Source organism: Stenotrophomonas sp. MYb57 (assembly GCF_002966815.1).
Lineage (GTDB): Bacteria > Pseudomonadota > Gammaproteobacteria > Xanthomonadales > Xanthomonadaceae > Stenotrophomonas > Stenotrophomonas indicatrix.
Map to the genome: position 1 here is coordinate 3,546,183 of NZ_CP023271.1, position 18,906 is coordinate 3,565,088.

16 protein-coding genes are annotated in these 18,906 nt (G+C 65.7%); 6 read left to right on the forward strand and 10 right to left on the reverse strand.

The window, feature by feature from the left end; all coding sequences use genetic code 11:
• The first annotated feature begins 68 nt into the window (after positions 1-68).
• From CLM74_RS16300 to CLM74_RS16310, 3 genes are all read left to right on the forward strand, one after another.
• Positions 69-986, forward strand: a complete 918-nt coding sequence (locus CLM74_RS16300) for an alpha/beta hydrolase (RefSeq protein WP_033831779.1) — start codon at positions 69-71, stop codon at positions 984-986.
• Positions 983-3,460 (forward strand): acyl-CoA dehydrogenase, encoded by a 2,478-nt coding sequence (locus tag CLM74_RS16305; protein ID WP_105164514.1) that lies wholly within the window; start codon positions 983-985, stop codon positions 3,458-3,460. Before CLM74_RS16300 ends, CLM74_RS16305 begins: the two co-directional genes overlap by 4 nt.
• 72 nt (positions 3,461-3,532) lie before the next feature.
• A complete protein-coding gene (locus CLM74_RS16310; protein WP_105164515.1) occupies positions 3,533-4,000 on the forward strand; it encodes a hotdog fold domain-containing protein in 468 nt (155 codons plus the stop codon).
• Between the two features lie 498 nt (positions 4,001-4,498).
• On the opposite strand, the gene CLM74_RS16320 is transcribed toward CLM74_RS16310, so the two are convergent.
• Complete coding sequence (locus CLM74_RS16320) at positions 4,499-4,849, reverse strand: DUF1304 domain-containing protein (RefSeq protein ID WP_033831781.1); 351 nt, start codon at positions 4,847-4,849, stop codon at positions 4,499-4,501.
• A 76-nt stretch (positions 4,850-4,925) separates the two neighbouring features.
• Positions 4,926-6,254 carry an MFS transporter gene (locus CLM74_RS16325; protein ID WP_105164517.1) on the reverse strand — a complete coding sequence of 443 codons (1,329 nt, stop codon included), beginning with the start codon at positions 6,252-6,254 and terminating at the stop codon, positions 4,926-4,928.
• A gap of 287 nt (positions 6,255-6,541) precedes the next feature.
• On the opposite strand from CLM74_RS16325, the gene CLM74_RS16330 reads away from it, so the two are divergent.
• Entirely contained in the window at positions 6,542-7,942 is a 1,401-nt protein-coding gene (locus CLM74_RS16330) for a serine hydrolase domain-containing protein (RefSeq protein ID WP_105164518.1), read from the forward strand.
• A 108-nt stretch (positions 7,943-8,050) separates the two neighbouring features.
• Here the strand turns inward: CLM74_RS16330 and CLM74_RS16335 are convergent, their stop codons facing one another.
• On the reverse strand, positions 8,051-8,809 hold the full coding sequence (locus CLM74_RS16335) for an SDR family oxidoreductase (RefSeq protein WP_105164519.1): 759 nt from the start codon (positions 8,807-8,809) through the stop codon (positions 8,051-8,053).
• Positions 8,810-8,921: 112 nt separating this feature from the next.
• Here CLM74_RS16335 and CLM74_RS16340 point away from each other — a divergent pair, with 112 nt between their 5' ends.
• The gene (locus CLM74_RS16340) at positions 8,922-9,842 is read left to right on the forward strand and encodes a LysR family transcriptional regulator (protein ID WP_105164520.1); all 921 of its coding nucleotides are present in this window, start codon (positions 8,922-8,924) and stop codon (positions 9,840-9,842) included.
• 63 nt (positions 9,843-9,905) lie between these two features.
• Here the strand turns inward: CLM74_RS16340 and CLM74_RS16345 are convergent, their stop codons facing one another.
• Positions 9,906-10,433, reverse strand: a complete 528-nt coding sequence (locus CLM74_RS16345) for a hypothetical protein (protein ID WP_033831786.1) — start codon at positions 10,431-10,433, stop codon at positions 9,906-9,908.
• Between the two features lie 112 nt (positions 10,434-10,545).
• Between CLM74_RS16345 and CLM74_RS21555 the strand changes: the two genes are divergently transcribed.
• On the forward strand, positions 10,546-10,926 hold the full coding sequence (locus CLM74_RS21555) for a hypothetical protein (protein WP_133119355.1): 381 nt from the start codon (positions 10,546-10,548) through the stop codon (positions 10,924-10,926).
• Between the two features lie 283 nt (positions 10,927-11,209).
• Here the strand turns inward: CLM74_RS21555 and gcvH are convergent, their stop codons facing one another.
• From gcvH to CLM74_RS16375, 6 genes are all read right to left on the reverse strand, one after another.
• A complete protein-coding gene (gene gcvH / locus CLM74_RS16350; protein ID WP_025877788.1) occupies positions 11,210-11,605 on the reverse strand; it encodes a glycine cleavage system protein GcvH in 396 nt (131 codons plus the stop codon).
• A 94-nt stretch (positions 11,606-11,699) separates the two neighbouring features.
• A complete protein-coding gene (gcvT, locus tag CLM74_RS16355; RefSeq protein WP_025877786.1) occupies positions 11,700-12,812 on the reverse strand; it encodes a glycine cleavage system aminomethyltransferase GcvT in 1,113 nt (370 codons plus the stop codon).
• A gap of 632 nt (positions 12,813-13,444) precedes the next feature.
• Entirely contained in the window at positions 13,445-13,879 is a 435-nt protein-coding gene (locus CLM74_RS16360; RefSeq protein ID WP_105164521.1) for an NfeD family protein, read from the reverse strand.
• Position 13,880: 1 nt separating this feature from the next.
• Positions 13,881-14,840 carry an SPFH domain-containing protein gene (locus CLM74_RS16365; protein ID WP_025877782.1) on the reverse strand — a complete coding sequence of 320 codons (960 nt, stop codon included), beginning with the start codon at positions 14,838-14,840 and terminating at the stop codon, positions 13,881-13,883.
• 121 nt (positions 14,841-14,961) lie between these two features.
• Positions 14,962-15,705: a FadR/GntR family transcriptional regulator gene (locus CLM74_RS16370; protein WP_025877780.1), complete on the reverse strand. Its 744-nt coding sequence runs from the start codon at positions 15,703-15,705 to the stop codon at positions 14,962-14,964.
• Positions 15,706-15,807: 102 nt separating this feature from the next.
• Entirely contained in the window at positions 15,808-18,699 is a 2,892-nt protein-coding gene (locus CLM74_RS16375; RefSeq protein WP_025877778.1) for a TonB-dependent receptor, read from the reverse strand.
• Positions 18,700-18,906: the final 207 nt, after the last annotated feature.

Sequence of the window (18,906 nt, forward strand, 5' to 3'; positions counted from 1 at the left end):
AGGCATTCCCGCAGCGCACCATACCGTGCAGTATTGACATCCCGCCGAACCCATCCATACTAGCGAGTATGGTTATGTCCCCTACTCCCGCTGCATTCCATGACCTGCGCCTGGAGGCGGCCCACGGTGCCTCGCTGGCTGCAACCGCCAGCACCTCCGGCCGTCGCGGGCGCGTATTGTTCGCGCATGGATTTGGCCAGACCCGCCATGCCTGGACGACTACGGCCAAGGCATTGTCGGCAGCCGGCCTGCAGACCCTGGCTTACGACGCCCGGGGGCACGGCGACTCCGACTGGAATGCGGCCGATCTGGCGTACCACGGTGAGCAGTTCGCCGATGACCTGATCGTGCTGGCCGGCGAACAACCGCGACCGCCGGTGCTGGTGGCTGCCTCGATGGGCGGCCTGTTCGGCCTGCTGGCCGAATCACGCTGGCCGGGCCTGTTCTCGGCCATGGTGCTGGTGGATATCACTCCGCGCTGGGATACCGCTGGCGTCGAGCGCATCCTCGCCTTCATGACCGCGCATCCGGAAGGATTCGCCTCGCTGTCGCAGGCTGCCGATGTGATTTCGGCCTATGTGCCGCATCGCCCGCGCAAGTCCGAAGACTCGCTGCGCGCCCTGCTGCGCGAAGATGGCCACGGTCGCTGGCGCTGGCACTGGGACCCGCGTCTGGTGGCCGAACTGGCCCGTGACAGCGAGCAGCACCAGGACGCACTGGCCGAAGCCGCGCGCCAGGTGAAGTGCCCCCTGCTGCTGGTCAGCGGTGGCCGCAGCGACCTGGTCACCCCGCAGACGGTGGCCGAATTCCTGGCATTGGCGCCACACGCACGCCACGTACAGTTGCCGCAGGCCACGCACATGGTCGCCGGTGATGACAACGACGCCTTTACCGCTACTGTGTTGGACTATCTGGACGTGTTGCCCGCAGCGGATGCTGCAGCTTCGTCCGCCATAAACGAGCACGTCACCGGAGCACGCTCATGAGCCTCGTCATTCCCTTCCTCGCCCTGCTGCTGGCAGGCGCGTTCGTCGCCTACCACCGCATGCGCCTGCTGACCTGGACGCTGATCAGCGTGGCCCTGCTGGTGGCCTGCTGGTTCATCCCCTACGTCAACCAGACCGCCACGATCGTCGCCGCCGCGATACTGGCCGTGATCGTCGTGCCGCTGCTGCTGCCGTTCATCCGCAAACCGCTGCTGACCGGCCCGATGATGAAGGTGTTCCGCAAGGTGCTGCCGCCGCTGTCGCAGACCGAGCGCATCGCCCTGGAAACCGGCTCGGTAGGCTTCGAAGGCGAACTGTTCACCGGTGATCCGGACTGGAACATCCTGCTGAACTACCCCAAGCCGCAGCTGACCGCTGAAGAACAGGCCTTCCTCGATGGCCCGGTCGAACAGCTGTGCACGATGGTCAACGACTGGGAAATCACCCACGTCCATGCCGACCTGCCGCCGGAACTGTGGGCCTTCATCAAGAAGAACAAGTTCTTCGGCATGATCATTCCGAAGGAATACGGCGGCCTGGGCTTCTCCGCGCTGGCCCACCACAAGGTGATCCAGAAGCTGGCCTCGGTGTCTTCGGTGGTCAGTTCCACCGTCGGCGTGCCCAACTCGCTGGGCCCGGGTGAACTGCTGGTGCATTACGGCACCCTGGAACAGAAGGACCAGTACTTGCCGCGTCTGGCCGATGGCCGCGAAGTGCCCTGCTTCGGCCTGACCGGTCCGTTCGCCGGCTCCGATGCGACCTCCATTCCCGACTACGGCATCGTCTGCAAGGGCGAGTGGAACGGCGAGCAGGTGCTCGGCGTCAAGCTGACCTTCGACAAGCGCTACATCACCCTGGCGCCGGTCGCCTCGCTGATCGGCCTGGCCTTCCGCATGTACGATCCGGATGGCCTGATCGGCCAGACCCGCGATATCGGCATCACCCTGGGCCTGCTGCCGCGCGAGACCGCCGGCGTCGAGATCGGCCGTCGCCACTTCCCGCTGAACTCGACGTTCCAGAACGGCCCGATCCGCGGCAAGGACGTGTTCATTCCGCTGACCCAGCTGATCGGTGGCGCTGCGATGGCCGGCAAGGGCTGGAACATGCTCAACGAGTGCCTGGCCGTGGGTCGCTCGATCACCCTGCCTTCCACCGCCAGCGGCGGTGCCAAGGCGGGTGCCGCGGTCACCGGCGCCTATGCGCGCATCCGCAAGCAGTTCGGCCTGTCGGTCGGCCGCTTCGAAGGCGTGGAAGAAGCGCTGGCCCGCATCGGTGGCAAGGCGTACAAGATCAGCGCGCTGTCGCAGGCCACCGCCGCTGCTGTGGACCGCGGTGACGTGCCGTCGGTGCCGTCGGCGATCGCCAAGTACCACTGCACCAACATGAGCCGCGAAGTGATCTCGGACATGATGGACGTGATCGGCGGCAAGGGCATCATCCTGGGGCCGCGCAACTTCGCCGGCCGCAGCTGGCAGGCCGCGCCGATCGCCATCACGGTGGAAGGCGCCAACATCATGACCCGCAGCCTGCTGATCTTCGGCCAGGGTGCGATCCTCTGCCACCCGTGGGTGCTGAAGGAAATGAAGGCCGCGCAGGACCCCGACACCCGTGCCGGCCTGCAGGACTTCGACCGCAGCCTGTTCGGCCACATCCGCTACGGCATCTCCAACGCCGTTCGTTCGTTCTGGTTCGGCCTGACCGGCGCACGCTTCGGCGCTGCCCCGGGCGACGCCTACACCCGCCGCTACTTCCGCAAGCTGGACCGTTACTCGGCCAACCTGGCGCTGATGGCCGACATCTCGATGATGACGCTCGGCGGCAAGCTGAAGTTCAAGGAATCGCTGTCCGGCCGCCTGGGCGACGTGCTGAGCCATGTGTACATGACCAGCGCCATGCTCAAGCGCTACCACGACGAAGGCGCCCCGCAGGCCGACCAGCCGCTGCTGGCCTGGGCCTTCCATGACAGTGTGCACAAGATCGAGGAATCGCTGTCGGCTGCCCTGCGCAACTTCCCGATCCGTCCGATCGGCTGGCTGATGTGGGCACTGATCTTCCCGCTGGGCCGTCGTGCCGAGGCCCCCGGCGACCGCCTGAGCCGTCGCGTGGCTGCGCTGCTGATGGCCCCGAACGAAGCCCGCGACCGCCTCGCCAGCGGCGTGTTCCTGACCCCGTGCGAGAACAACCCGGGTGGCCGCATCAACAGCTACCTGAGCAAGGCGATCATGGCCGAGCCGGTGGAGCGCAAGTTCCTGAAGGCGCTGAAGAGCAAGGGCATCGAGGCGCTGGACTTCAACAGCCAGCTCGACGAGGCTGTGGCCGAAGGCGTGATCACCCAGGACGAGCGCAGCCTGCTGGAAGAGCTGCGTACGCTGACCCTGGACACCATCACCGTGGACGACTTCGACACCCACGAACTGCGCGCGGCCAGCTACTACGACCGCCAGAACAAGGACCCGCACTCGCAGGCGGCCTGATCGCCCGCGACACGCGTTGCCTCGACGGCGGGCCTGGCCCGCCGTCGCTTTGTCCGCCGACCGGAAACCGCCATGTCCACGCCCCTGCTTTCGCTCTACCACCGCCTGCAGCGCTGGCCTGCCGGTGCCTGGCTGTTCTCGCGCGCGGTGTGCTTCAAGGCGCCCTATTTCGCCAGCATCGCCCCGCGCATCACGCACCTGGAGAACGGCCGCTGCGAGGGCACGCTGGCCGACCGCCGCAAGGTGCGCAACCACATCGGCACGGTGCACGCGATCGCAATGTGCAACCTGGCCGAACTGACCGCCGGGCTGATGGTCGATGCGTCACTGCCCAAGGGCATGCGCTGGATCCCGAAGGGCATGCAGGTGCAGTACCTGGCCAAGGCGCGCGGTACGCTGCAGGCGACGGCATTGCCGGCGCAGCCGATCGTGGTGGCGACCGAAGGCTATGCGTTGCCGGTGACGGTGAGTGTGCGCGACCGCGCGGGGACGGAGGTGTTCAGCGCGGTCATCGACATGTGGGTGTCGCCGGCGAAGTGATGTTGCCGCGAACGGCGCAGCCCCTCGTGGGTGGATGCTGAAAAGCGGTTCATCGGTTGGGCCGGAGGGGTGGGATGCCCAGGGGACGCCGTGAATACGTCCCTGTAGGCTCGGGCGCGCCATCCATGGCGCTTACGCCCCTGCGCATCCCAACCCTCCGGCCTCTTACAGATCGCTGCGGCGTCCACCCACGCAAGAAAAAAAGAAGAGCAAAAGCAAAAAAGCGGCCCGGCGGCCGCTTTTTTCATGCGCGCAGATCCCACGAGCGCAGCGACCCGCTGTTGCTCTTGATCTTCTTTTATTCTCCGTGGGCTGGCCGCGCACGGAACCTGTCAGGGGTCGGGCGGGTTGGGTTCGCGGGGGTGTCCGCGGCATGGATGCCGCGGCCAAGCCTACAGGGACGTACTTGCGGCGTCCCCCGCGAACCCAACCCGCCCGACCAACCCCATGACAGCTCTACGCGACCAACCCACGAGGGGCTGTGCCGTTGGCCGGAAATCACGCCAGTGCGCGAAACACCAACGCCAGGATCGCCGGCACCGCCTGGATCATGAAGATGCGCCGGCTCACGCTGTAGGCGCCATAGCACCCCGCCACCACCACGCAAACCAGCGAGAACGTCACCAGCACCGGCTGCGCCAGCACCAGCCCCACCACGATGCCCGCCGCCAGGAAGCCGTTGTACAGACCCTGGTTGGCCGCCAGCACGCGCGTGGTCTCCGCCTTCTCCGGTGAATTGCGGAACGTCTTCAGGCCCAGCGGCCGGGTCCACAGGAACATTTCCAGCACCAGGAAATAAACGTGCAGCAGGGCGACCAGCAGGGTCAGGGCGAGCGCGATCCAGTACATGGGCAGTTCCTTGGACAGGGATGGAGAATGGGGTCGGATCCCTTACCCTGCGGGAAAGGGATCCGACCCCGGAAAATCAACGGTCGCGCGGCAGCTTCTTCTCTTCGCGCAGCACACCGAACGCCGCCAGGGTCATCAAGCCGGCGACGGCTACACCACCGATGAACACCACGTGCGAACCGAACAGCGACAGCCCCTTGTGCAGCCAGGCGAAGGTCAGGTCGGCGCCGCGGTACACCACCGTGTCGATCGCCGCGCCGGCCTTGTAGCGCCACTGCCGGTCCACGCGGGTGTAGATGGTTTCGCGGGCCGGCTTGGCCAGGGCGAACTCGCTGGCGCGGGTCATCACCTGCACCACCGCCACCATCAGCGGCATCGGCGATGCGGCCAGCACCGAGAAGCCGATCAGGATCGCAAAACCGGGAATCAGCAACGCCGGGGCGATGCCGTGGCGCGACAGCAGCCAGCGGGTCAGCCCAACCTGCATCAGCAATGCCAGCGCGTTCACCGCCAGGTCGATGCGCGAAAAGAAGGCTGTGGCAGCGCCTGCATCGTTGAACGAGGCACGCACGATGGTGGCCTGCTGGTTGTACAGCAACGTGCCGACACCCACGCCGAACAGCACCATGATCGCCAGCCAGCGCAGCAGGGGTTCGCGCGCGATCAGCTTCAGGCCATCAAGCACGCTGCCGCCCATCGGCTGCTCACCCGACACCAAACGCTGCTCACGCTCGCGCAGCACCGCCCAGTACCGCAGCCGCCAGATGCACAACAGGCAGATCATCAGGAAGCCAGTCGATACCAGCATCAGGTTGGCGATGCCCACCCGCTGCACCAGCACACTGGTGATGAACGGGCCGAGGAAGGCCCCAATGGTGCCGGCCGCACCGATGTAGCCGTAGTACGCCCGCGCCTGCGCGTTGGAGAACACGTCGGCCATGAAGCTCCAGAATACGGCTACGGCGAACAGGTTGAAGACGCTGATCCAGAAGAAGAAGGCCATGCCGCGCCCGGGCACATCGCTGTCGAACAGTGCGTAGAAGCCCAGCAGGGTGGCGATGAAGAAGCCGTATACCGCCGGCAGGAACACCCGCCGCGGGAAGCGGCTGACCAGCCAGCCATAGACCGGCTGCAGCACCAGCATGATCACGAACACGCAGGAGAACAGGAACTGCAGGACGAAGTCCTTCAGGGCGATGCCATGGCTGGCGAACCAGGCGATCAACGCCGCCGGGAACACCGTCTCCAGGTCGGCCGAAGCGGCCATCGCCTCGCGTACCGGCCGCAGCACGTAGTAGCCGCTGAGCAGGCAGAAGAAGTACAGGAACGACCACCACAGCGCCGGCGACTCGCGCAGCGCGGCCAGCAGGCCCTTCAGTGCCCCGCTCTCCCGCGCCGCGCTCACGCGGCTCCCCTCGCCCGCAAACGGCGGTTGGACAGCGGCATGGCAGGCTCCGGGGGCAGTGAAGCGCGTACGTTATCCAATGCACTGCAACATCGCCAGCGCAGGCGGCGCCGATGGCTGCAACGCAGTGTCACGGACCGGCCCGGCGGACACCTTGTGATACACGCTTTTCTGGCGTCAAAAATCCAACTTTTTCAACGAGATGCGCATTCATCTTCGCTTTGTTTGTGCACAGGCGAAAAGCGGCGCTAGAATCATGCCCAGCAGTCGCGCACGGGTTCCAACCGATGAAAAAGAACAGCCTGCGTCGTCCGATCCGTTCGGCGGCCACCGGTTTGCTGGGCATGTTGATGCCCCTTGCCTTGTCCACCACCGCGCAGACCCCGCCGGCCTTGCCGCCGATGCCGACCAACATCGAAACCGCTGCCGGTGGCACCGTCGCCCACACCCAGCCTGCGGCCTACCGCACCGGGCTGGTGCCGCAGGTGCAGTTGCCGGCTGCCGGTTTCAACGTCGCCAACATCGAATCGATGGCGCAGCAGCTCACCTATGGCGAGCGCGTGCCGGGCATGGCAGTAGCCATCGTGCAGGGCGGCCGCGTGCTCAGCGCGCGCGGCTACGGCGTCACCGACGTCAACAACCCCTTGCCGGTCGACGCCCACACCGTGTTCCGCCTGGCGTCGCTGTCCAAGGCCTTCGCCGGCACCATGGCCGGCCTGCTGGTCAACGATGGCACCCTGCGCTGGGACAGCAAGGTCACCGATTATGTTCCGGGCTTCCGCCTGAACTCGCCGGAGGCCACCGACCGCCTGACCGTGGCCGATGTACTCAGCCACCGCGTCGGCCTGCCGTACAACGCCTATGACCGCGACATCGAAGGCAATGCCGAGTACTACGCGCTGACCCAGAAGCTGGCCAACACCAGCCTGAAGTGCCTGCCGGGCGACTGCTACGCCTACCAGAACGTGGCCTTCAGCCTGATCGGCGACGTCGTGTATGCCGCCTCCGGCAGCTTCTACGAGCAGTCGGTCGAACGCCGCATCTTCAAGCCGCTCGGCATGAACGATGCCAGCCTCGGCCTGGCCGGCATCCAGGCCAGCTCGCGCTGGGCGCGCCCGCACGTGCGCAGCCGCAATGGCTGGGTATCGCTGACGCCGAAGCCGACCTATTACCGCGTCGCCCCTGCTGCCGGCGTCAACGCCAGCGCCAGTGACATGGCGCAGTGGTTGCTGGCCCATACCGGCCACCGTCCGGACGTGCTGCCGGCGCCGCTGCTGGCCACGCTGCACTCCAGCCTGATCAACACACCGGGCGAGATGCGCTCGGGCTGGCGCCGCGAACGCCTGCACTCGGCCGGCTACGCGCTGGGCTGGCGCACCTTCGACTACGCCGGTCACGATGTCGTGTTCCATGCCGGCGCGGTGCAGGGCTACCGTGGCCTTGTTGCACTGGTGCCCGAGCGCGACCTCGGCATCGCCATCATGTGGAACGGTGAAAGCGGCCTGCCCAGCGGCCTGCTGCCGACCGTGCTCGACGCAGCCCTCGGCCTGCCGTCGCAGCGTTGGCTGGACGTGGACACCGACTTCGGCAGCGACAACCTGATGGCCGAGGGCGCCACCCCGGCACAGCAGGACAAGCGCAAGGGCAAGGGCGCTTCGGGCAACCGCGCGGTGGCCTCACCGCGCTGAGCTGGCGAGCTCGACGTTGAGCAGAAGGGCGGCCCTCGGGTCGCCCTTTTTCGTATGCGCTTGCGCGTCCTCCACGTGACGCCAGGCCCTTGCCGTTCGTGCCGGAGGTTAGTGGGCGAAGTAGTGCATTCCGCCATCCACCGGAATCACCGCCCCGGTGATGTACCCCGCCAACGGCGACGCCAGGAACGCAACCAGGTGCGCCACCTCCTCTGGTTCGCCGAAACGCCCCATCGGGATGTTGCGGGCGATGAACTCACGCCGGCTCTCTTCGGTGGGATGCAGCCGATCCAGGATCTGCGCGCTGTTGATCCGCCCCGGCGCGATCGAGTTGATGGTGATGCCCTCGCCCGCCACGTCGCAGGACAGCCCCTTGCTCCACAGATGCAGCGCCGCCTTCGCCGGGCTCGCGGCATTCACCGCACGCGGCTCCATCGACCCGCTGAGGTTGATCACACGCCCCCAGCCATTGGCCCGCATCGACGGCAGCAACGCCTGCGTCAGCCGTCGTGCCGCCGAGAAGTTCAGTGCCATCGCCTCGTCCCACACCTCGTCTGCTGCGGCCACCCCGGCCAACCGTGCGCCACCGGCCGCGTTGACCAGGATGTCCACGTGCTGCAGCGCCTGCAGCGAAGCGCTGGCGATGCGCTGCACATCGTCGGCGTCGGTCAGATCGCCCACCAACACGACGGGTACCGGTCCACCCGCCGCCTCGATCGCGGCCGCCACCGATTGCAACGGCGCCTGCCGCCGCGCGGTGATCGCCACGCGCACACCCTGCGTCGCCAGTACCCGCGCAACACCTGCGCCGATGCCACTGCCTGCGCCGGTGACCAGCGCGGTACGTCCTTCAAGATCCAGTTTCATGTGTTGCCCTGTCAGGTTCTGCCGGCCCATCTGGCCGTGCGGACATGCTCTTTGAACACCCTCGGTTGATAAACTCCGGCGAGGTTTCAACATTCAGAACCCGGGGTGTCAGATGAACCTGTTGGAGAGCATGCAGGTCTATGTGCTGGCCGTGGAAAAGGGCAGCCTCAGTGCCGCGGCATCGGCACTGGACATCTCCGCGACGATGGCCGGCAAGCACCTGCGCGCCCTGGAAGAACGGCTGGGCATGCAGTTGTTGAACCGCACGACCCGTCGGCAGCATATGACCGCTTTCGGTGAGGCCTACTTCGGCCGCTGCAAAGAGATCCTGCGCCTGGTGGAGGAAACCGATGCGCAGGCCCAGCATCACCACCTGGCACCGGCGGGCACGCTGCGGATCAGTGCACCGGTGATCTTCGGCACACATGCGCTGGTGCCGGCACTGTCGACCTACATGGACCGCTACCCCGAGGTCAGTGTCGAACTGGTCCTGACCGATCGCGTGGTCGAACTGGCCGATGAGGGGTTCGAGGCCGCCATCCGCATCGGCACGCTGGCCGACGCCACGCATCTCGTAGCGCGTCCGCTCAGCGCCTACCGGCTGACCCTGTGTGCATCGCCGGCCTATCTCGCACGGCATGGCACGCCGCACAACGCGCAGGAGCTGCAGCAGCATCAATGCCTGTCGCTGGATCCGGCTGCGCTGTCGCACTGGCTGGGCAACGAAGTGGCATTGCCAGCGCCGCCTTCGGGACGGTTGCAGATCAACAACGGCGAAGCGTTGCGACTGGCCGCGCTGCAGGGCCAGGGCATCATCCTGCAGTCGAGCCTGCTGCTGGCAGCAGACATCGATGCGGGTAGCCTGGTCCCGTTGCTGCCGGAACATGGCCGGCACGGTCGGCCCATGCACGTGGTCTATCCACACGACCGGTATCACTCCACCCGGCTGCGCAGCTTCGTGGATTTCCTGGTCGAGCGGTTTCCCTGTGAAGCAGCTGACCATCGCAGCTGGCCAGGCGCACACAGCCCATAAAAAAACCCCCTCCCCGCTGGGCAGTCGGGGAAGGGGTCTCAGGGTACGGCTATCGGGAAGTACTTAGATCAGCGGTGCCGGAGTTGCCGGAAGGGCCACCGGAGCGGCCTTCTTCTTGCGGGCGGCCGGCTTGCGCTTGGCAACCTTCTTGGCAGCCTTCTTCGGGGCAGCCTTCTTGGTCGCCTTCTTCGCAGTCTTCTTCACTGCCTTCTTGGCGGTCTTCTTTGTCGCCTTCTTCACTGCCTTCTTGGCGACCTTCTTGGCCGGCTTGCGGGCAGTGGTCTTCTTGGCGGCTTTCTTGGCAGTCTTCTTGGTGGCCTTCTTGGCTACCTTCTTGACGGCCTTCTTCGCGGTCTTCTTTACGGCCTTCTTGGCAGTGGACTTCTTGGCTACCTTCTTCGCAGCCTTCTTCACTGTCTTCTTCGCCGTGGCCTTCTTGGCGACCTTCTTGGCAGCCTTCTTCACTGCCTTCTTGGCGGTCGCCTTCTTCGCGACCTTCTTCACTGCCTTCTTGGCAGCGGCCTTCTTGGCGACCTTCTTCACCGCTTTCTTGGCGGCGGGCTTTTTCTTCGCAGCTTTCTTGGTTGCCATGGTGATGGCTCCTCGTCAGTGATAGGGAGTTGAAACGCCCAGGTGGATCAAACCCGCCCATGCTGCGTGCGGGGACCGCCGGCGCGTCGGGCGCGCCGTTACGGATGCGGTGATGCCCGCCACGATCGGCGGAGCAGGCATCGGAACAGGGGTCGCCTTGCATTTCTCCGGGGGAAGCGGAGCCATGTCCACCGTCTTGAGGATCGCGGTGGTCTTCGAGGGGCTGCTTCGCATCGGACGATTGATTCTGCGCACTCGGTTTGGCAGGCAAGGTCTGCTGAGGCGAAACCTAATCACGGTTTTTTTTACTGTCAACAACCCCCGCGAAAAATTTTCACATCCGCCGCGTCCCGGAAGCCCTTCCCGCGCCTGCCGATGTTCCTCCGCGAGCGCCGGCAAACACTGCATCGCGCATCGTCGCTGCCATCAACTGCGCACGAACAGCGAAGAAAAAACACTTGAAATAAGCACTCTGCGTCATGTAGGGGCCTGAAGCGGAACGCCACGCGGCGACGCGGCCATGCATGGCAACGCACGCGCCAACGCCAGCACAACGGTCCTGCAACAAGGCCAAAAACTTTTCACATCCGGGCGCGCCGCCGCGGGGGTGGAAACGCGGATTTGCGCAAAACTGCGCACGCCTTTTGCCCGCGCTCAACACCGACTGATGCCATGGCGATGGCATGCGGCGAACCGGCCGGCATAAGTTCGAAGCCTCCTCCAAAACGAAAACGGCCACCCGAGGGTGGCCGTTTTCGTACCGGGGAAACGACGACTCAGTGCTCTTCGTCTTCCAGGCCTTCGGCGTACGCGTCCGGGTCCAGCAGCTCGTTGAGCTCGTCGCTGTTGGACACTTCGACGACGAACATCCAGCCATCGCCGTAGGCGTCTTCGTTGATGGTTTCCGGCTTGTCGGCCAGTGCCGAGTTGACCTCGACGATGGTGCCGCTGATCGGGCTGTAGACGTCGGAGGCGGCCTTCACCGACTCGACGACCGCGATCTGCTCGTTGGCCTTGGCGGTCGCGCCGACTTCGGGCAGCTCGACGTAGACCAGGTCACCCAGCAGGCCCTGGGCGTGGTCGGAAATACCGACGGTCACGCGGCCATTGCCTTCGACACGGGCCCACTCATGGGACTTGAGGAACTTGAGGTCGCCGGGGATCTCGCTCATGGGACTGCTCCAGAGATATGCAGGGGGTGGAAAAAACGGGGCTAGTGTAACCAACCGGCCGCCACTGCTGGCAGTGACGACCGGCATGTTTGGATCAGGCGTCGCCAAGCACGCCGGGCTGGGCCTGGCCTTCGCGCACGAACGGGAACTTGACCACCCGCACCGGCACCTGACGGCCGCGGATGTCGACGGTGACCTGACCGAGTTCACCGGCCGGCACGCGCGCGAATGCGATGCCCTTGGCCAGGGTCGGCGAGAAGGTGCCGGACAGGATCTCGCCCTGGCCGCCGGCAGTGGTGACCGCCTGGCCATGGCGCAGCACGCCCTTCTCATCCATCACCAGGCCGATCATCTGACGTGCGTTGCCAGCCGCCTTCTGCGCCTCCAGCACGTCGCGGCCGATGAAGTCGCGACCCTCGTCCAGCGACACCGTCCAGGCCAGCGCCGCTTCGTAGGGGCTGATCGCTTCGTCCATGTCCTGGCCGTACAGATTCATGCCGGCTTCCAGGCGCAGGGTATCGCGCGCGCCAAGACCGGCCGGCTTCACGCCGGCAGCAAGCAGGCGGTTCCAGAACGCGACCACGGCATCCTGCGGCAGCAGGATCTCGAAACCGTCTTCGCCGGTGTAGCCGGTGCGGGCGACGAACAGTTCAACGCCGTCGTCGGACTGCACCTGCAGCGCGGCGAAACGGCCGAGCTTGCCAAGCGACTCACGGTCGGCTTCGCGGGCCAGGCCGATGACGATGTCGCGCGCCTGCGGCCCCTGCACGGCGAGGATCGCCAGGTCCGGACGCTGTTCGACCGAGACGTTGAACGGCGCAGCCTGCTCGCGCAGCCACGCCAGATCCTTCTCGCGGGTGGAGGCGTTGACCACCATGCGGAAGAAGTCCTCGCCCAGGTAATAGACGATCAGGTCGTCGATGACGCCGCCCTGCGGATTCAGCATGCACGAGTACAGCGCCTTGCCGGTGGCCTTGAGCTTGTCGACCGAGTTGGCCAGCAGGCGGCGCAGGAACGGCTTGACCTGGTCGCCGCGCAGGTCGACCACGGTCATGTGGCTGACGTCGAACACGCCCGACTCACGACGCACCAGGTGGTGCTCGTCCAGCTGCGAGCCGTAGTGGATGGGCATGTCCCAACCCCCGAAATCGACCATCTTGGCGCCAAGGGCGCGGTGGGTATCGTTGAGCAGCGTCTTCTGGGTCATGACCGGGTCCGGCAGCAGAGGAAACAAGAACGCGCATTATCCCAGATCGGTCGGCCGCAGGTCGCGCCGCAGCGCAGCGGGGGGATGTTGGCCGGCCTGCGGCCGGCGGGCGCTTTCTACAAGCCAGGCAACGGCAACGGCCAAAGCGTATCGGCTCGGCGACGTCTGTGGGCTGGTGGGGCGATGTGGGGTTGCGGGACACGCCGCAAGTACGTCCGTGTAGGCTCGTAGGCGCCATCCATGGCGCCTGCGGTCCCTCCACCCCACACCGCCCCACCCCGACAGGTTCCCGATGACGGGACGGAAGGCAAGAGCGGTTGTGGGTGTCGATACATATATGGAGAGAAGGGTCGAAGCCCTTGCCTGCGGACAGGGATCCGACCCCGGGCACACAGAGCGCAGCGACCGGCGTTTGCTTCCCGCTTTTGATTTCTTTTCCGTGGTCTGGACGCGCACGGAAACTGTCGGGGATCGGGCGGGTGGGCTGGGCAGGGGTGTCCGCGGCATGGACGCCGCGGCCAAGCCTACAAGGACGTACTTGCGGCGCCCCCTGCACAGCCCACCCGCCCGACCCAACCCAGCATCTGCTTTCAGCGACCACCCACGAGGGGCTGCGCCGTTGGCTGGAAACCCTAGGCGACCGCCTCGACCACCAGCGCACTGCCCTGCACCGCCACCACCCGCACCAGCGTGCCGGCCGGCAGCTCCGGCCCACTCACCTGCCACGACGCGTCGTCGATGCTGACCCTGCCCTGCCCGCCAACGATGGCCTGCTGCAAGGGCACCACCCGCCCGACCAGTTGTTCAGCGCGGCGGTTCAGCAGCGGCGCGTCGCTCTGCCGCGCACGCGGCTTGCCCCAGTGCCGGTAGCACTGGATGGACAGCACGCTCAGCACCACGAAAGCGACCACCTGCCACAGCACCGGGATATCGGCGAACACCGCTACCAGCGCGAACACCGCCGCCGCACCGATGCCGATCCACAGCATGAACGCGCCGGGCGCCAGCGCTTCGGCGGCGAACAGCAGCAAGGCCAACGCACCCCAGGCAACGACTTCCCAGCGCATGTCAGCCTCCGATCGGTGGCGGCCGCTTTGCCGGCGGCCGGGTTTCCTGGTTGGACAGGGCCTGCTTGGCCAGCTCGGCCACGCCGGCGATCGAACCAATCACTCCGCTGGCCTCCATCGGCATCAGCACCAGCTTCTGGTTCGGCGACGTGGCCAGTTCCTTGAACGCTTCCACATACTTCTGGGCGATGAAGTAGTTGATGGCCTGGACGTCGCCGTCGGCGATCGCCGCCGACACCACCTGGGTCGCCTTGGCTTCGGCTTCGGCCAGGCGCTCGCGCGCTTCGGCGTCGCGGAATGCGGCCTCGCGCCGCCCCTCCGCCTCCAGCACCGTAGCCTGCTTCTCGCCTTCGGCACGCAGGATCTCAGACTGCCGCGAACCTTCCGCCTCGAGGATCTGCGCGCGCTTCTCGCGCTCGGCCTTCATCTGCCGTGCCATCGCATCGAGCAGGTCGCGCGGCGGCTGGATGTCGCGGATCTCGATGCGGTTGACCTTCACGCCCCACGGGTTGGTCGCATGATCGACCACGCTGAGCAGCTTGGCGTTGATCACCTCGCGCTGGCTGAGCGATTCATCCAGGTCCATCGAGCCGATCACGGTACGGATGTTGGTCTGCACCAGGGCGATCATCGCCACTTCCAGCACCGATACCTCGTAGGCGGCCTTGGCCGCGTCCAGTACCTGGAAGAACACCACGCCATCGACGCGCACGGCGGCGTTGTCCTTGGTGATCACTTCCTGGCCGGGCACGTCCAGCACCTGTTCCATCATGTTCACCTTGCGCCCCACCCCGTAGACGATCGGGATCAGGAAATGCAGGCCGGGCGACATGGTGTGGGTGTAACGGCCGAACCGCTCGACGGTCCACTCATAGCCCTGTGGCACCATCCGCACTGCCTTGAACAGGATGACCACGGCCACGAAGGCCAGCACCGCGCTGAAGAACATGGTCGGGAACATCGCGCTTTCCTTATGGGAGACGTCCGGAGCCCAGCATAGCGCGTGGATGCAGGCGGTGCGGGTACCGCACGTTCCAGCTGAAAGCAGCCGAGCGTGGCCCGGCGCTGCAGGATGAACCCGCTCAGATCCGGGTCGTGGCCAGGAAGCGCTCGCGGTCCTGCTGGGTCTGCCGGCGGATCTCGGCCAGCGCCTGGCTTTCGGTCGCCTCCAGCATCGCCTCGAACAGGCGCTGGAAGTGATGGCGCATCGCATTACGTGCAGCGACGGGATCGCGCGCGCGCAGCCCCTCGAAGATCGCCATGTGCTCGTCGGCGCGGCTGGCACCATCGTCATGGCACACCCGTGCGTAGACCTCGGTCACCCGCGGCAGCTCGCTGCGCATGCGCCAGATCTGCTGCACGAAATACTCGACCACCGGGTTGCCCGAGAGGCGGGCGATGGCCAGGTGGAAGCGGCGGTCGTAGTCGCCGGCCTCTTCATCGGTAAGGTCACGACGGCACAGCGCTTCAGCCAGCACCTGCAGCTCGGCGATGCCGGCCTCATCGATATTGCTTGCCGCCAGCGCTGCGGCTTCCGCCTCGAATACGGCACGCGCCGCGGTCAGGTCGAAGGCGCTGATATCGGGCAGCCCGCCGGCAGCCTGGGCCGGGCGCGGCTTCACATAGACGCCCGAACCGATACGGATCGCGATCCAGCCCTGCGCTTCCAGGGCGATTTCCGCCTCACGGATGGTGACCCGGCTGACGCCGAAGCGTTCGGCAAGTTCACGTTCGCCCGGCAGGCGCGAACCCGACGGATATTCGCCATCCTCGATCAGCTTGCGGAGCTTGGCGGCGATGGTCTGGTAGAGACGGTTGGCGGACATGCGGCTGACCCTTGGCGGTTCCCTCCGGGCCCGTCCCCGGCCACCGGGCACGGTGCGGGTCCGGTTGGAGCGACGGCGCGACCATTGGCCGCGCCGCCCTGTTCAGAACTTGTATCGTACACCGAAATACGCGCGCCGCCCGTAGCTCACCACCTCGCGGAAATTCCCGTAAAGCGGCTGGTACGCCACGCGTGGCTCGTCGGTCAGGTTCATCAGTTCCAGCGACAGCGACAGCTGCTTGTTCACCCGGTAACGCAAGCGCAGGTCGACGCTGGTGTTGTCATCGTAGTAGCGGTTCTGCTGCGCCGTGTTGCCGGTGAAGTCCTGGTAATAGTGCGAACGGAACTTGCCGATGGCCTGGATGTTGAAGCGGCCCACATCCCAGTAGAGGGAACCGGACAGCACATGCCGCGAGAAGCCGCTCAGGCCGGCCGGCGGAACGATGGCCGGAATGATCGATCCATCGGCGGCCAACTGCTCGCCCAACCGCGAATCCTGCGTCTGGTAGTCGGCGTCGGCATAGTTGTAGCTGACCTTGAAGCCGAGGCCATCGAACGGCTTGGGCAGGTACGAGAACCGGTGGGTGGCACTGAGCTCGATACCGGTCAAGGTGCTGTCTTCATCGGTGGTCACCTGCTGGCGCACCGGTACGGTCACCGTCTGTCCGTTGAGGGTGTAGGTCTCCGGCACCAGCGCGGTGGCGGTGCCGCCGTTGAACTGCTTCCAGTACACCGCACCGGCCAGCAGCGTGTCCGGGTTCGCATACCACTCAAGCGAGACATCGCCGTTCCAGGACATAAGCGGCTGCGCAGCCGGATTGCCGCTGGCACTGATGTCGTCCAGCGCGTCGGCCAGGCCGGTATAGGTGGCATCGCTGCTGACATTGATGGTTCGCCCGGCACCGAGTGCGGCGATATCCGGGCGTGACATCGCTCGGTACGCGCCAACCCGCAGCAACAGGTCCGGCTTCAGCTCGAACGCGGCATTCAGGCTTGGCAGCAGCTTGTCGTTGCCCGCCTTGAACACCTGGGTGGTGAAATCACCAGTGGGTTGCAGGCGGATCGTGCCGTCGCCGTTGTCGATGACAGCCAGGTCGGTGCGCACGCCTTCCGAACGCACGTCGGTCTTGACCCAGCGCAGGCCGACATTGCCGGTGACCGGCAGGCCGAACAGCGTGCTGCTGAATTCACCCATCAGGTACAGCGCGCGGGTTTTCTCGGTCACATCGACGTTGTTCGGGTCCTGGAAGTCCGGGTCCAGGCCACTGTCGCTGGTGCCGCGGAAGGACGCGTAGAGGCAGCTCGGATCGAAGTACGCCCACGAGGAGATCGTATTGCCGCTGGCCGCATCCATGAAATCGTCCTGCGGGAACGGTGCACGGCAGGCACGGTTGGCGGCAATGATCTTCGCCTTGTCGGCCGCTACGCGCTGGTCGTAGTCGGTCACCAGGGTGTTGTCGCGCAGGCGGTAGTCGGCCTGGCTGGCGCGCACGCCGCCCTTGATGCGGGTGAAGAAACCGGACTCGGGCATGAAGCTGGCATCGAAGCGGCCGGCCTTGATCTTGTGGTCGTTCTCGGTCGCGCTGGAGGTCACCCGCGCCGCGCCGGTGTAGGCATCCCAGTTGTTCGGGTCGAAGTTCGGCGCCAGCGCGACGCTCGGCACCTCGCCATGCCAGTCCCAGTCGTAGTCGACATAGCCGGTGGCGCCGCTGCTGATGCCCGGCACGATGGCATTGTTGACGTCGCGCTGGTTGGCGCGCAGCCGGGTCATGCGCTCGCTGTCCAGGCGGTTGGTATGCGAATAGGAAAGATCGGTGGACAGCTCCCAGGCCGGGCTGGGGCGCAGGATCAGATTGAGGCCACCACCGGTGTATTCCTCGCCGCGCCAGTAGCGGTTGGAGGTCGAATCGATGGAAGTGCTGCCATGCAGGTGGCGGACGATGCCGTCCTCGTCCACCTCGCGCTGGGTGATGCCGCGTCGTGCATTGGACAGGCTCAGATCGCTGCGGTCCTCGTCCCAGTTGCGCTCGGTATGTTCGAAATCGAGGTTGACCTCGACCACGTCGTTGGGCCGCCATTGGATCGCCGCGAATTCGCTCTGGCGATCATTGCGTTCCTGCTTCAGGCGATAGATGCGGCTGCTTGGCACCAGGTAGTACGGCGCGCCGTTGGCGATGGCCTGGGCGCTGACTTCATTGCAGTTGGCATTGGCCACGTTCTGCCTGCCATCGCAGGCATACCAGGTGGAGCCGCTGGTGATGCTCTCCTCCGGATCGGTGCCCTCCAGCCGCTGGATGCCCAGCGAGATGCCGAGCTTCTGGCCGTTGCCGAATTCGAACTGGTCGATGTAGCTGGCGGTACCGCGATAACCGATGCCATCGTCGTCGCGGTACTTCTTGTCATACTCGGCCCAGCTGCCGCGCAGATCGATCTGCGCCGAGCGCTTGCCGTACTCCAGCGGCTTGACCGTTTCCAGCCCGATGGTGCCGGCGACACCGCCTTCGATGATGTCGGCACGCTGGGTCTTGTAGATCGCCACCGTATTGATCAGCTCGGCCGGGAACATGTTGAAGTTCACCGAGCGGTCGCCGCTGCCGTTGGTGATCTCGCGGCCGTTGAAGTTGGTGCTGCTGAGGAAGGCGCCGAGACCACGGATCGAGATTTCCGATGCGCCGGTCTTGTCGCGGGTCGAGGCGGCACCGGTCAGCGTTTCGATCGCATCGGCCAGAGATGGCGCGGGCAGGTCGCCGATGTCATCGGCCGACAACACATCGGCGATCACCGTGTCGTCGCGCTTCTTGTTGATCGAGCTCTGCATCGATTCGCGGATGCCGGTGACCTGGACCTGGTCCAGGGTGGTGGCGTCCTGCCCGGAACCGCTGCCGGCAGACTGCGCCTGCACGGCCGGTGAAGCCGCCAGCGCAGCGAGCAGTGCCACGATCAGCGGTGTGGGTGACAACGGTGTACGACGTACAACTCCGGCTGGTTGCCGCATGGTTTTCCTCCTCCCAAAGGATCGCCCGGACGGTAGGCGTGGGACGCAGCTTCGACACGCCGACACAGAAATGTCAACCAACTGGACTGGATTTTTCGTAATACCTTTGATTCAGACCGGTTGCCCGGCATTTCATGTGCTTATGCAGCATGACTTTGCGCGCAACGTGGCTTACAACACACCTACCAAGTGGTATGCACACCCACT